Source organism: Streptomyces sp. NPDC059906 (genome assembly GCF_042730645.1).
Classification (GTDB): domain Bacteria; phylum Actinomycetota; class Actinomycetes; order Streptomycetales; family Streptomycetaceae; genus Streptomyces; species Streptomyces rubrogriseus.
Genome location: NZ_JBHWKU010000034.1, coordinates 31,633 through 45,074 on the forward strand (window position 1 = coordinate 31,633; position 13,442 = coordinate 45,074).

Below are 13,442 nucleotides of genomic sequence, written 5' to 3' on the forward strand. Positions count from 1 at the left end.
GCTGACTCTTCGCTGATGTGTGCCGCGCGAGGACTCCCCGCTCAGGCCGCGCGCGTCCTCGTCGCCGCCACGTCGCACTTGCCGTTGGCGTTCACGACGATCTCCGGCACGGTGTGCACGGCCTCCGGCACCAGGGCGGAGGGCAGCACCGCCGCGAGCGCGGACCGCACGGTGGCGGCCAGATCCCCGGCGCCGCCCGCCGCGACGGGGCGTACGAACAGCTCCAGCGTGTCGATCGGGCCGCGCACGACGTCGAACACCGCGTCGGCGACACCCGGCACGGACAGCACGTGGTGGCGGAGTTCACCGAGTTCGATCCGGTGACCGTTCACCTTCAACTGGTCGTCGCCGCGCCCGAGGTAGAGCAGCGTGCCGTCGGGGCGCAGCTCCACCACGTCGCCCGTGCGGTAGGCGCGCCCGGGCGGCCCGCCCAGCTCGGCCTCGTCGATGAACCGCTCGCCGGACGGCTGCGGGCCCAGGTAGCCGGCGGCCACCGCCCGCCCCGCGACGACCAGTTCGCCCGGGCTGCCCTGCGGCACCGGCCGCAGCTGGTCGTCCACGACGTACGCCCGGGTGTTCCACGCGGGGCGGCCGATCGGCACGGTCGGTGTCGCGGGCAGCGTCGCGCGGTCGAAGGAGAAGGCACAGCAGCCGATGGTGGTCTCGGTCGGGCCGTAGTGGTTGACGAGCCGGACCCCGTCGAGGCGCTCACCCAGGGAGGCGATGAGCGCCGGGTCGAGGCCCTCGCCGCCGAACATCAGCAGCCGGGTCACCCGGTCGTAGCGGGGCGGCTGGGCGAGGACGTCGAAGAAGCGGGCGTGCGACGGGGTCATCTTCACGAACGTGTACTTCTCCGGGCGTTCGCCGAACAGCGTCTCCTGGTCCCACAGCCCGGCGACGGTCACGACGGTGCGGCCCCGCGCGAGCGGCACCCACAGGGACGTCATCGCCAGGTCGAAGCCGAGGCTGCCGAACAGCGGGCTGCCGGTGCCCTCGGAGCCCACCAGGTCGCCGCACCAGGAGACGTAGTTGGCGAGCGACGCGTGCGGCACCCGGACCCCTTTGGGGGTGCCGGTCGAGCCGGAGGTGAACACCACGTACGCGATGTCCTCCGGGCCCGGCAGCGCGGCGCTCCGGTCGGGGGCCTCGGCGTCCGGCAGGGCCGCGATGTCGATGAACGGCACCGACCGGGCGGGCAGCCCCGCGGCCGCGTCAGGCAGCCCCGCGGCCGCGTCGGGTCCCGAGTGCAGCAGCGCGGCGGGAGACGCGCCGGCCAGTACGGCGGCCGTGCGCTCACCGGGGTGCTCGGGGTCGATGGGCACGTAGGCCGCCCCGAGGGCCATCACCGCCAGGGCGCCGGCGACGGTGTCCGGGGTGCGCGCGGCGATGAGCGCCACCCGGTCCCCCGCGCCGACGCCCGCCTCGTCCAGCGCCGCGGCGACGACGAGCGCCCGGCGCCACAGCTGCCGGTAGGTGAGGGCGCCCCGGGACGAACGCACCGCCACGGCGTCGGGCCGGGTCCGCACGTGCCGGACGACCATGTGGACGACGGACGGCTCCGCGACGCGGCGCACCGCGCCGGACACCGCACTGGGATGGGGCACACGGACCATGACGAGGACTCCTCGGGGAGGGAGGGGGCGAGGGCGCCGGCACGGTCTTCCGGCAGTCGCCAGCGTAGGAACCGTCCGACCGCCCCGACCACGCTCTTAAGCCCGGGCCGAAACTCACCGGTCAGTGGCTGTCGCGCACGGCCCGCAGCACGGCGGCGCCCAGCACCGTGCCGGGGTCCGCGAGGTCGAAGGGCAGGTCGAAGTGGTGGCGTCCGGGTACGACGAGACCGGTCACGTCGGCACCACCCGCCCGGGCGGCGTCGACGAACCGGTGGTGCTGGGCGGTGAAGGCGTCCGTCTCGTTGTCGCCGAGAGCGACGACGAGCCGGGGAAGCCGGGCGGGCAGACGGTGCAGCGGGCTGCAGTCGCGGGCTTCGCCGGCGTCCATGCCGAGGGCGTCGTTGACGTAGGTGTGCCGCAGGGGTTCCAGGTCGTAGACGCCACTGATCAGGGTCGCGGAGGCGAACCCCGCCGGGTGCGGCCCGTCGGTGTCCCCATCGGTGTCCCCGTCGGTGTCCCCGTCGGTGTCCCCGTCGGTGTCGACCAGCGCGCAGGCGACGAGATGGGCGCCGGCGGAGTGACCACCGAGGTGAACGGCCCCGGGGGCGATGGGCAGGCGGGCCCGGCCGGTGCGGATGCGGCGCAGCGAGTCGCCGACGGCCGCGGTGATGGCGCGCAGGCGAAAGCGCGGAGCCAGGCCGTAGCCGAGCGCCGCGAAGGAGATCCCGGCGGCCGTGAAGTCGCGTGCGGCGAAGGCGGCTTCGGACTTGCTGAGTTCCTGCCAGTAGCCACCGTGCACGAACACGAACAGCGGGGCGTGCGGGTCGGGCGCCGGGAACAGGTCGAGCCGCTGCTCGGGCAGGGGGCCGCAGGGCACGTCCAGGTGGACGGGGAGAGCGGTACGGGCCCGGGCGCTGTCGGTGGCGTACCGGGCGAGATGGACGTCCAGGTCGACCACGCGCGAGCTGGGCGAGTACTCCCGGTCGAGGGCGGCGCGGACCGTGCCCGGCCCGGTCACGGCACCGGGGTCCACACCTCGGGCAGCATCCGGCGCAGGGCGGCACGCCACAGGTAGCCGGCGCCCTCCGAGCCGGCGGTGCCCACGGCCGTACCGAGGAAGCGCTCGGCGAGCACGGCGTGCCGGGCCCGCCACACGGCGGCGGCCTCGTCGAACTCCAGGAGGGCGAGCCGCACCCGTTCGGCGGCCGGCCGGTCCGCGCACGAGTCGGCGAAGTCCCGGTAGGCCTCGGCCACCGAGCGTTCTGCCAGCCGCGCCTCCAGTCGCGCGCGGTCCGCCTCGGTGAAGCCGCCCGTGGTCAGGTAACGGGAGTCGCGCAGTCCGCAGAGGAACTCGACCTCGCGGAACTGCGCGGACTGGAATCCGCTCGCATCGCCCAGGGCGGTCCTGATGTCCTCGAACGCGGCCGGGGTCAGCGTCGCGAGACCGTCGAAGTGCCGGGTCAGCGTGTCCATCAGCCGCGGCAGCGGGGCCGCCCTGCGCACGGCCCTGTCCGCGTCGCCCGCGTCCAGCGCCGCGCGGATCTCCTCCAGGTGGCGCAGGGCGACGGCGAAGAGGATCTCGCAGGACTGGTGCGTGGCCAGGAAGAGGACGTGGTCCACGTCGTCGTCATGGACGCGGGCGGCCCGCAACAGCTCCTCGAGCCGGAGCACTTGGCCATAGGGCGGGGCGGCGGTCACGGCATTCACGGGGGCCTTCTTCCTCGTGTACGGAAGCCGAAAGGGGCGTCGTCCCGGTGAGCGTAGCCACGTGGCACGGGGCGGATCACCGTGATCAAGCGGAGCCTTAAAGGGCCACCTCCGGCGGCACGTGAATTCTTCATCTCGCAGTGATGAAACCGGCACTGTGCGCAGCGGGGCCCGACTTCGCAGAATCTTTCCCGGAGCAGCACGGAGCACCACCGCGCACCACGGAGCACCACCGCGCACCACGGAGCACCTCGAGGAACAGAAAGACCCGTCGCACACCACCAAGGGATGAGGACATGAATCTGCTTTCCTCCGGCATTCAGCTGAAGTCCGCCGGTGCCGTCGGCACCGACAGCGCCGTTCCCGCCCGGTCCGCCCTCGTGATCGAGGAGCTCGACTCGGTGGCGGACCACATGGTCGCGCTCTCCACGTTCTGCATCCAGGCCGAGAGCGCTGTTCCGGCCGCCACGCGGAGAGCGGGACGGCTCGACGCGTGAGCCTTTCCGACGTACGGAAGGACGGGTCCCCCGTGCTCGCTGCGGGGGACGGTGTCCTGGTGGGTTTCAAGAGCCACTTACGCCCCACGGTCCTGCCGGACGACGCGACGTACCTGGTGTCACGTCGCGGTGTCACGGCACTGCACGGGCACCCCGCGGAGGTCCTGGTGCCGCTGCTGGACGGCACCCGCAGCCCGCACGCCGTGCTGTGCGAGGCCGCCCCGGTGCTGGGCGCGGCGGACGCCGAGGCGGCACTGCGGGCCCTGGACGGTGCGGGTCTGCTGCGGTTCGACGTACCCGAGCCGCCGGACACGGACCCGGCCGCCGAGGCGTACTGGGATCTGATCGGCCTGGACGGTGGCCGGGCCGCGGCCACCGTCGCGGGTGCCACCGTCGCGGTGGAGGCGCTGCCCGGGGTGGCGGGGGATCCCGTGGTGCGGGCCTGCAGGGCCGAGGGGATCGCCGTCTCCCCGCCCGGCGGCGACGCGGACCTGTCCCTCGTCCTGTGCGACGACTATCTGTCGCCCCAGCTCGCCGCGGTGGACGCGGCCCACCGCGCCGCCGGGAAGCCGTGGCTGCTCGCGAAGCTGTGCGGGGCGGACCCGTGGGTCGGCCCGGTCTTCCGCCCGGACGACGGGCCCTGCTGGCACTGCCTTTCCGTACGGCTGCGCGGGCACCGCCACTCGGAGGTGCCGGTGCAGCGGGCCCTCGGACTGGACGGGCCGCTGCCCCGTCCGGTCGCCTCGCTGGCCGCGGGCCGCTCCCTCGCCATCGGGATCGCCGTCCTGGAGACGGCGAAGTGGCTGGCCGGGGTGCGCGATCCGGAGCAGGGCCACGTCCGCACGATGGACACGGTCCGGCTGCGCACCGCCTCCCACCCGGTGAGCCGGCGCCGGCAGTGCCCGGCGTGCGGAGATCCGGGGCTGGTCGCCCGGCGGGTGCGCGCCCCCTTCCGGCCGGTCTCCCGCCTCAAGGCCGTCACCTCGGGCGGCGGCCACCGGGCGCTGACGGCGCAGCAGATGCTCGGCACGTACGGTCATCTGGTGAACCCGGTGACCGGTGTCGTCAAGGAGATCAGACAGGCGCCCGGCTGCCCGGACTTCGTCACCTCCTACGTCTCCGGGCACAACCTGGCGATGGGCTCCGCGACGCTCGCCGGACTGCGCTCCGGTCTGCGCGCGCTCAGCGGCGGCAAGGGCCTGACCGAGACGGAGGCCCGGGTCAGCGCCCTCTGCGAGGCGGTGGAGCGCTACAGCGGAACCCGGCACGGCGACGAGCCGGTGGTGCGGGACTCCTACCGCGGCCTCGGCCCGGCGGCCGTGCACCCGAACGACTGCCAGCTGTACGCGGACCGGCAGTACGCGCAACGGGAGCGCTGGAACGCGACCCACTCCCGCTTCCAGCACGTCAGCGCCCCCTTCGACGAGACCCGGGTCACCGACTGGACCCCCGTCTGGTCCCTGACCCACCACACCCAGCGCCTGCTGCCCACGTCGATGCTCTACTTCGCGGGCACGAGCACGGGCACGGGAGCGGGGACGGGCACGGAACTCGGTGCCGGTGAGGGGGACGGCCTGTGGGCCGACTCGAACGGCAACGCCGCCGGCAGCAGCCCCGAGGACGCGCTCCTCCAGGGATTCCTCGAACTGGTCGAGCGGGACGCGGTCGCCCTGTGGTGGTACAACCGCACCCGGCAGCCCTCGGTCGACCTGGACGCCTTCGACGAGCCCTACGTGGAGCGGCTGCGCCAGGGCTACCGGCGCGTTCACCGGGACCTCTGGGTCCTCGACCTGACCTCGGACTTCGGCATCCCCGTCATGGCGGCGCTCTCCCGCCGCCTCGACAAACCGGCCCAGGACGTGATCTTCGGGTTCGGCGCCCACTTCGATCCGCGCACAGCCCTGCGGCGGGCGCTGACCGAGATGGGACAGCTGCTGCCGGCGGTGTGCGACGTCCTGCCCGACGGGTCCGGGTACCGGCTCGACGATCCCGAGCCGCGACGCTGGTGGCGGCACGCCACGGTCGCCAACCAGGCCTATCTGACGCCGGACCCGCGGGTGGCGCCGCGCGGCCCCGGATCCTGGCCCACCACGCAGCGCCCCGACCTCCTGGACGACGTGCACGCCGTCACGGAGTCGGTGCGCGACAGGGGCCTGGAACTCCTGGTGCTCGACCAGCGGCGCCCCGACCTGGAGCTGCCGGTGGTGAAGGTGATCGTGCCGGGACTGCGGCACTTCTGGGCCCGCTTCGCACCGGGCCGCCTGTTCGACGTGCCGGTGGCCCTGGGCCGCGTCCAGGAGGCCACCGCGTACGACGACCTGAACCCGACACCGCTCTTCGTCTGACCCCCGGAACACGGGCGGGTGGAGGCCGGATGGAGCCCGACCAGGGCTCCACCCGGCCCCGGGCCTTGATCACAAGGCGACGCCGCAGGGGGGCGGCAGACGAGTCGGGCTGTACGCCGGGTTCTGTTCCGACGGGGCCTCGCGGTCCCGTCGGCGACGGCCATCCATCTAGGACCGGCGTTGCCACCGGCCTCCAGCGGTCTACCCGCGGACTCGGGCGGGCAGCCCTCGAACGTCCGCGCAGAAGCACCGGGGTGCTTCCTTCTTGACCTTGCTCCGGGTGGGGTTTACCTAGCTGCCCAGGTCGCCCTGGGCACTGGTGGTCTCTTACACCACCGTTTCACCCTTACCGGGGGCCGAAGCCTCCGGCGGTCTGCTTTCTGTGGCACTGTCCCGCGGGTCACCCCGGGTGGCCGTTAGCCATCACCCTGCCCTGTGGAGCCCGGACGTTCCTCGGGAAGTCCCGTGAGGGACTCCACGCGGCCGCCCGCCCGGCTCGTCTGCCGTGTCGACCATGGTACCCGGCGGACCTCCCGCCCCGGACCGTCAGCCGCCGCCGCGAGGACCTAGCCGGCCAGGACCAGGGTGCAGGCGACGGCGACCGCTGCCCACTCCCTGCCCCCAACGGGATCAGAGGAAGTCGGTGGTGTCCAGGTCGAAGGAGAAGGGGGCGGGGAGGGTCAGCGACTTTCCGAAGGCGACGGTGCAGTGCTGTCGGTAGTCGTCGTGGCCTGGATCGCCGAACAGCGTGATCGACGACTCCTGGCGGTCGACGAGCAGGTAGCACGGAATGCCGCCGCGCGCGTACGCACGGCGTTTGGCCTCGCGGTCGGTCCGCCGGCACGGGGACGCCACCTCCAGCACCAGGGTGACGCCCTTGCCCGGCATCCAGGGCGCTGCCCCGCGGAGCAGCCGAAGCTCGCGGGGGCGAAGGTGCCGTCCGGGATCACGTGGTCCAGGGGTTGTCCTTCCGCGTTCTGCAAGGTCAGGCCCTTGTGCGCGGAGAACTGCAGCGCGGCTCGCGACCGCCTGTGCATCTGGCTCAGGATCCGGCTGATGCAGTGCTCATGATGTCCGTCCGGCGGCGGTGTGAGGGCGAACTCGCCCTCGACGAGTTCCGCCCGGAAGCCCGTGGGAGCTTCCGGCCCGACGAACCATTCCACGAGCAGCCGCTGTGACACCGGATCATGCGTCGTCGCCAAGGCGGACTCCCCTTCGTTCCTCGCCGGCCACCGGCCATGTTCGTGCAGCCACTCCGCCGCTGTCCGCGGGCAGGCGAGCCGTTCCCTCGATCGTGGTCGCTTGACCCTGCCGCAACGTCAACGTTTCTACTGAGGTCATGCGGATCGGAGAACTCGCCGACGCCGTCGGCGTCACCACGCGGACCGTGCGGCACTACCACCACCAGGGCCTGCTGCCCGAACCGGAGCGGCTGGCCAACGGGTATCGGACGTACACGTTGCGGCACGTCGTCGTGCTGGCCAGGATCAGGCGGCTGACCGAGTTGGGGCTCGGCCTGGCGGAGGTACGGGACGTGCTGGCGGACGACGCCGGGAAGGACCTCGCCGAGGTCCTGGAGGAGCTGGACGCGGATCTCGCGCGGCAGGAGGCGGCGATCCGGGACCGCCGGACGCGGCTGCGGGCGCTGCTGGGGGCGGAGGGCGGGGTGCCGCCCGAGGGGCCGGTCTCGCCCGAGCTGGCGGAGCTGTTCGCCGGGATCGGGGACGTGTCCGGCTCGCCGATGGCGCTGCGGGACCGGGAGATGCTGGTGCTGCTGGAGAGCACCGTCGCCCCGGAGGAGCGGGCGGGACTGCTGGCCGCGATGCGCGGTGCCCTGGGCTCGCCGGAGGCGGCGGCACGGGCCCGCCGTGCCTATGCGCTGCTCGACGAGCTGGACGGCGCCGGTGCCGACGACCCCCGTGTGGCGCAGGCGGCCCGTCTATTCGCCGACTGCATGCCCGCCGAGCTGCTGCCCGAGGAGGGCTTCGACCTCGACCCCGGCCACGGTCTCCTGCGTGCCCTGTACGCCGACTTCGCGCCGGCCCAGGCTGAGGCGGTCCGGCAGGCCATGGTGATCGCCTCCCGGGGGCGGCGGTCGTGAGGGGCACCGGTCTCGCCACGTTTCCGTACCTGCTCGTCCGGCACGAGCTGCGGCTGTGGGCGAGCCTGTGGCTGTGGGCCGCCCGGCGGACGCACGGGGCGGCGGCCGGCGGGTCCGCCTTCGGGTACGCGCGGGGGCAGGGCGCGATGATGGCCGGTTTCGGATTCGTGTGTGTCGTCGAGTCCGTGATGATGTCCCTGCTGCTGCGGGACTGGCCCGCCGTGCACCATGTGATGCTGGTGCTGGACGTGTACACCGTCGTGATGGTGGTCGGGCTGCACGCCGCGTCCGTCGTCCGGCCGCATGTTCTGGACCCGGGTGCGGGCGTGCTGCGGATCCGCCGGGCCCTCCACGTCGATCTGCGGATACCGCTGGAGCGGATCGCCTCGGTCCGGCGCGAGTTGCGTACGACGCACGAGCCTGCCGACGGGGAACTCGCTCTCGCCGTGGGGTCCCAGACCTCCGTCACCGTCGAGCTGGCGGAGCCCGTCGCCCACGTCTCCTTCTTGGGGCGCCGGCGCGAGGTGCGCGTGGTGCGGTGTCACGCCGACGATCCCGGGGCGCTGGTACGGGCCGTCGAGCGGGCGCGGGCGGGGGACGCCGTACCCTGACCGGGGGCTGGGGAGCCGGCTCGATGTGAAGGAGTACGTGTGCTTGTCCTGCTGCCACCGTCCGAGGGGAAGGCCGCGTCCGGCCGGGGCGCCCCGCTGAAGACCGGGTCGCTGTCCCTGCCGGGGCTCACCGCGGCCCGGGAGGCCGTCCTCGGCGAGCTGGTCGAGCTGTGCGCCGGCGACGAGGAGAAGGCGCGCGAGGTGCTGGGGCTGAGCGAGGGGCTGCGCGGCGAGGTCGCCAAGAACACGGAGCTGCTGACGGCGGGCGCGCGTCCGGCCGGGGAGATCTACACCGGAGTGCTGTACGACGCCCTGGACCTGGCCTCCCTCGACGCGGCCGCCAGGCGGCGGGCGGCCAGGTCGCTGCTGGTCTTCTCGGGGTTGTGGGGTGCCGTGCGGGTGACCGACCGGATTCCCTCCTACCGGTGCTCGATGGGCGTGAAGCTGCCCGGCCTCGGGGCGCTGGGCGCGCACTGGCGGGCGCCGATGGCCGAGGTGCTGCCGGAGGCGGCCGGGAACGGGCTGGTCCTCGACCTGCGTTCGGCGGCGTACGCGGCGGCCTGGAAGCCGAAGGGCGAGGTCGCCTCGCGGACGGCGACCGTACGGGTGCTGCACGCGCCGACCCGGAAGGTGGTCAGCCACTTCAACAAGGCGACCAAGGGGCGGATCGTCCGGAGTCTGCTGGCTTCCGGTACCGCGCCCGAGGGACCGGCGGAGCTGGTGGAGGCGCTGCGGGACCTGGGGTACGAGGTGGCGGCGGAGGCGCCCGCGAAGGGGGGGCGGCCGTGGTCGCTGGACGTACTCGTGCACGAGGTCCACTGAACCGTCGCCCGCAGTCGTTGCGCCTGCTGCAACGGTAATTGCAGGGAGTGCGTTTCGGCGGCACGATGAGGGCATGAGTTCTCCGCTGCCCTCCTCCCCCGGCGCCTCGGTGCTGGATCTCGCGCCCGTCGTGCCCGTCGTGGTCGTGGACGACCTCGCCGACGCCGTGCCGCTCGCCAGGGCGCTCGTCGCCGGCGGGCTGCCCGCGATCGAGGTGACGCTGCGGACACCGGTCGCCCTCGACGCGATCCGGGCCATCGCCGGTGAGGTGCCGGACGCGGTGGTCGGCGCGGGCACGGTCGTCACCGCGGAGCAGGTCGCGCAGGTCGTGGCGGCCGGGGCGCGGTTCCTGGTCAGCCCGGGGTGGACGGACGCACTGCTCCAGGCCATGCGGGGATCCGGGGTGCCGTTCCTGCCGGGGGTGTCGACCACCTCGGAGGTGGTGGCGCTGCTGGAGCGCGGGGTGCGGGAGATGAAGTTCTTCCCGGCCGAGGCGGCGGGCGGCACCGCCTATCTCAAGGCGCTCGCCGCGCCGTTGCCGCAGGCACGCTTCTGCCCGACCGGCGGCATCACCCCGGCCTCCGCGCCGACGTACCTGGCGCTGCCCAACGTCGGCTGCGTCGGGGGCAGTTGGATGCTGCCCAAGGACGCGGTGGCCGACCGGGACTGGGCGCGCGTGGAGGCGCTGGCCCGCGAGGCGGCCGCACTCAGCGCAGGTGGGACGTCTCGTTGAACAGGCGCACGCTGGCGCCGCCGTCCGCGTAGTACGCCACCGCCGACAGCGACGCCGCCGAGAGTTCCATCCGGAACAGCGACTCGGGCGGGGCGCCCAGGGCGAGGCGCACGAACGTCTTGATCGGCGTGACGTGGGAGACCAGCAGCACCGTGCGGCCCGCGTACGCCGCGACGAGCTTGTCGCGGGTGGCGGCGATCCGGGTGCCGGTGGCCGTGAAGCTCTCGCCGCCCCCGGTCGGCTCCGCGTCCGGGGAGGCCAGCCAGGCGTCCAGGTCGGCGGGGTGGCGCTCGCGCACCTCGCCGAAGGTGAGCCCCTCCCACACGCCGAAGTCGGTCTCGCGCAGCCCCTCCTCGACCGCCACCTCCAGCCCCAGGTGGGCGGCGACGATGCCGGCGGTCTCACGGGTGCGGGCCAGGGGCGAGGCGACGATCGCCTCGATCGTGCCGCGCCGGGCGAGGCTCGCGCCGGCCCTCTCGGCCTGCTCGCGGCCGACGGGCGACAGGGACGGATCGCTGCCGCCGCTCCCGGAGAACCGCTTCTGCGGGGTGAGCGGCGTCTCCCCGTGCCGCAGGAGGACGAAGGTGGCCGGAGCACCCATGTCGGGCGGCCCCCAGCCGGGCGAGGCCACGGCCTTCGCGGCCCGCACGTCGGCCTCGCCCGAGGTCTCGGCGGCGGCACCGGTACCGGCAGCGCCGGCGGCGGCGCGCGTCCCCGCACCGGGCGACGCGGCTTCGACGCCGGCCCGGCCCGCCCGCGCGAGGCGCTCGCCCGCCACCGCTCGGCCCTCTTCCACCGCGGACTCCCCGCCGTCGCCGCCTTCGGCCCCGGCGGGATCGCCGGTCGGCGCGGCCCCGCTCCGGCGGGATCCGGCCGTACGACCGGCGAGTGCGGCACGGTCGGCGGCGGCCGCGTCCAGTTCCGCCGTCGAGGCGGACGGGGACCACGCTTCGCCGCGCGCACCCGCGTCCATCGCCTCGTTGGCCAGGCGGTCGGCGTGCTTGTTGTGGGCGCGGGGGATCCACTCGTACGTCACGCGGCCGGGCGGGAAGACGCGGGCCGCCTCGGCCGCCAGCGGCTTCATGTCGGGGTGCTTGATCTTCCAGCGCCCCGACATCTGCTCGACGACGAGCTTGGAGTCCATGCGGACGTGCACGGTGGCGTCCGGGTCCAGTGCGGCGGCGGCGCGCAGGCCGGCCAGCAGGCCCCGGTACTCGGCCACGTTGTTCGTGACGACGCCGAGGTACTCGGCGGCCTCCGTCAGGGACTCCCCCGTCGCCGGGTCGAGGACCACCGCGCCGTAGCCCGCGGGCCCCGGGTTGCCCCGCGACCCACCGTCGGCCTCGACGACGAACTCCCGCGCCGGACGCGGCGTCTGGTCGGCCACCGGGCCGCCCCTACAGCCCGGAGTCGGCCGTACGCACCAGGATGCGACGGCAGTTCTCGCAGCGTACGACCGTGTCGGGCGCCGAGGAGCGGATCTCGCTCAGCTCGGTGATGGCCAGCTCCTGGCGGCACCCCTGGCAGCTGCGCTGGTACAGCTTGGCCGCGCCGACGCCGCCCTGCTGCTCGCGCAGCTTGTCGTAGAGCTTCAGCAGGTCGTCCGGGACGGCACCCGCGACGACCTCGCGCTCCTTGGTCACCGAGGCCACCTCGCCGTCCAGCTCCTCGACGGCCGCGTCCCGGCGTGCGGTGGCGTCGTCGATCTTGCCCTGGACCGCGCCGACCCGTTCGGTCAGCTCGGCGACCCGCTCCTGCGCGGACTCGCGGCGCTCCATCACCTCCAGGACGACGTCCTCGAGGTCGCCCTGGCGCTTGGCGAGGGAGGCGATCTCGCGCTGGAGGTTCTCCAGGTCCTTCGGGGAGGTGACCGCGCCGGAGTCCAGGCGCTGCTGGTCGCGGCCGGCGCGCTGGCGCACCTGGTCCACGTCCTGCTCGGCCTTGGTCTGCTCGCGGGCGCAGTCGCTCTCCTCGGTCTGCGCGGCCACGAGCAGGTCGCGCAGCTGGGTGTGGTCCTTGGTCAGCGACTCGATCTCGGCGTGCTCGGGCAGGGACCGGCGCTTGTGCGCGAGCTGCTGGAGCCGCGTGTCGAGGCCCTGGACGTCGAGGAGTCGGATCTGGTCGGCGGGCGCGGCTTTCAGTTGGGGGCTCCCATTGCGCTAGAGGTCGGGGCGGACGCCACCTGGGCGGTCCAGGGGTCGGTGACCGTCTTCGAGACGTGGACCCTGAGGTCCCAGCCATTGCGGTCGGAGATCTCGTCGAGCTGGGCGGCGCCCAGCTCGCACCAGGGCCACTCGGTGGCCCAGTGTGCCGCGTCGAGCAGCGCGAGGGGACGACGGGCCGCGCGGTCCGCGGCGAACTCGGACACGGGGTGATGGCGCAGGTCCGCGGTGAGGAAGGCGTCGACGCCGGCCGCCCGCACGTGGTCGAAGAGGCTGTCGCCGGAGCCGCCGCTGACGGCGACGGTGCGCACCCTCGCCTCCGGATCGCCGGCGACGCGGATGCCCTGCGCCGTGGCGGGCAGCCGCTCGGCGGCGCGGGCGGCCAGCTCGCGGACCGTCAGGGGGTGCGTCAGCTCGCACACCCGGCCCAGGCCCCGGCGCCCCTCGGGGTCGCTCGGGTCCGGCACCAGGGGCCGTACGACGTTCAGGCCGAGGGCGCCGGCCAGTGCGTCGGAGACGCCCGGGTCGGCGGTGTCGGCGTTGGTGTGGGCGACGTGCAGGGCGATGTCGTTCTTGATGAGGGTGTGCACCACGCGGCCCTTGAAGGTGGACGCCGCGACCGTCGTCGTCCCGCGCAGGTACAGCGGGTGGTGGGTGACGAGCAGGTCGGCGCCCAGCTTCACCGCCTCGTCGACGGTCTCCTGGACGGGGTCCACGGCGAACAGGACCCGCGTGACCTCCTGGTCGGGCTCGCCCACGACGGTGCCGACCGCGTCCCAGGACTCGGCCCGCTCGGCGGGCCACAGGTCCTCCAGCGCGGCGATGACTTCTGACAGACGGGGCACGCGTGC

Annotated in this window: 12 protein-coding genes, 1 other RNA gene and 1 pseudogene; 6 read left to right on the plus strand and 8 right to left on the minus strand. The window is 74.0% G+C overall.

From position 1 onward, the window contains the following. Positions 1-41: 41 nt before the first annotated feature. The 3 genes from ACFV9J_RS34055 to ACFV9J_RS34065 form a co-directional block, all read right to left on the minus strand. Positions 42-1,613, minus strand: a complete 1,572-nt coding sequence (locus tag ACFV9J_RS34055; protein WP_385360938.1) for an amino acid adenylation domain-containing protein — start codon at positions 1,611-1,613, stop codon at positions 42-44. A 121-nt stretch (positions 1,614-1,734) separates the two neighbouring features. After that, a complete protein-coding gene (locus ACFV9J_RS34060) occupies positions 1,735-2,631 on the minus strand; it encodes an alpha/beta hydrolase (protein WP_385360941.1) in 897 nt (298 codons plus the stop codon). After that, positions 2,628-3,320, minus strand: coding sequence for a tryptophan 2,3-dioxygenase family protein (locus tag ACFV9J_RS34065; protein WP_385360944.1), 693 nt, complete (start codon positions 3,318-3,320; stop codon positions 2,628-2,630). The genes ACFV9J_RS34060 and ACFV9J_RS34065 overlap by 4 nt, the downstream gene beginning before the upstream one ends. Positions 3,321-3,616: 296 nt before the next feature. On the opposite strand from ACFV9J_RS34065, the gene ACFV9J_RS34070 reads away from it, so the two are divergent. Then, on the plus strand, positions 3,617-3,817 hold the full coding sequence (locus ACFV9J_RS34070; protein ID WP_385360946.1) for a hypothetical protein: 201 nt from the start codon (positions 3,617-3,619) through the stop codon (positions 3,815-3,817). A gap of 32 nt (positions 3,818-3,849) precedes the next feature. Continuing rightward, positions 3,850-6,162, plus strand: coding sequence for a TOMM precursor leader peptide-binding protein (locus ACFV9J_RS34075; RefSeq protein WP_385360949.1), 2,313 nt, complete (start codon positions 3,850-3,852; stop codon positions 6,160-6,162). Positions 6,163-6,258: 96 nt separating this feature from the next. Here ACFV9J_RS34075 and rnpB read toward each other — a convergent pair. Both rnpB and ACFV9J_RS34085 read right to left on the minus strand, forming a co-directional pair. Beyond that, an RNA gene (rnpB, locus tag ACFV9J_RS34080) (RNase P RNA component class A) lies at positions 6,259-6,661 on the minus strand. Between the two features lie 131 nt (positions 6,662-6,792). After that, positions 6,793-7,364 (minus strand): annotated as a pseudogene (locus ACFV9J_RS34085) (Uma2 family endonuclease). A gap of 137 nt (positions 7,365-7,501) precedes the next feature. On the opposite strand from ACFV9J_RS34085, the gene ACFV9J_RS34090 reads away from it, so the two are divergent. The 4 genes from ACFV9J_RS34090 (at position 7,502) to eda (ending at position 10,429) form a co-directional block, all read left to right on the plus strand. Beyond that, a complete protein-coding gene (locus tag ACFV9J_RS34090) occupies positions 7,502-8,263 on the plus strand; it encodes a MerR family transcriptional regulator (RefSeq protein WP_385360952.1) in 762 nt (253 codons plus the stop codon). Next, the gene (locus tag ACFV9J_RS34095) at positions 8,260-8,874 is read left to right on the plus strand and encodes a hypothetical protein (RefSeq protein ID WP_385360955.1); all 615 of its coding nucleotides are present in this window, start codon (positions 8,260-8,262) and stop codon (positions 8,872-8,874) included. The genes ACFV9J_RS34090 and ACFV9J_RS34095 overlap by 4 nt, the downstream gene beginning before the upstream one ends. A gap of 39 nt (positions 8,875-8,913) precedes the next feature. Continuing rightward, complete coding sequence (yaaA, locus tag ACFV9J_RS34100) at positions 8,914-9,696, plus strand: peroxide stress protein YaaA (RefSeq protein ID WP_385360957.1); 783 nt, start codon at positions 8,914-8,916, stop codon at positions 9,694-9,696. Positions 9,697-9,769: 73 nt separating this feature from the next. Continuing rightward, positions 9,770-10,429 (plus strand): bifunctional 4-hydroxy-2-oxoglutarate aldolase/2-dehydro-3-deoxy-phosphogluconate aldolase, encoded by a 660-nt coding sequence (gene eda / locus ACFV9J_RS34105; protein ID WP_385360959.1) that lies wholly within the window; start codon positions 9,770-9,772, stop codon positions 10,427-10,429. On the opposite strand, the gene ACFV9J_RS34110 is transcribed toward eda, so the two are convergent. The 3 genes from ACFV9J_RS34110 to ACFV9J_RS34120 are packed head-to-tail and all read right to left on the minus strand — an operon-like array spanning position 10,404 to position 13,436. Next, positions 10,404-11,816 carry a bifunctional RNase H/acid phosphatase gene (locus ACFV9J_RS34110; protein ID WP_385360962.1) on the minus strand — a complete coding sequence of 471 codons (1,413 nt, stop codon included), beginning with the start codon at positions 11,814-11,816 and terminating at the stop codon, positions 10,404-10,406. The two genes, eda and ACFV9J_RS34110, sit on opposite strands and share 26 nt — an antisense overlap. Positions 11,817-11,826: 10 nt before the next feature. After that, entirely contained in the window at positions 11,827-12,570 is a 744-nt protein-coding gene (locus ACFV9J_RS34115; RefSeq protein ID WP_385361062.1) for a zinc ribbon domain-containing protein, read from the minus strand. Further along, positions 12,567-13,436 carry a Nif3-like dinuclear metal center hexameric protein gene (locus ACFV9J_RS34120; RefSeq protein ID WP_385360964.1) on the minus strand — a complete coding sequence of 290 codons (870 nt, stop codon included), beginning with the start codon at positions 13,434-13,436 and terminating at the stop codon, positions 12,567-12,569. The genes ACFV9J_RS34115 and ACFV9J_RS34120 overlap by 4 nt, the downstream gene beginning before the upstream one ends. Positions 13,437-13,442 lie beyond the last annotated feature (6 nt).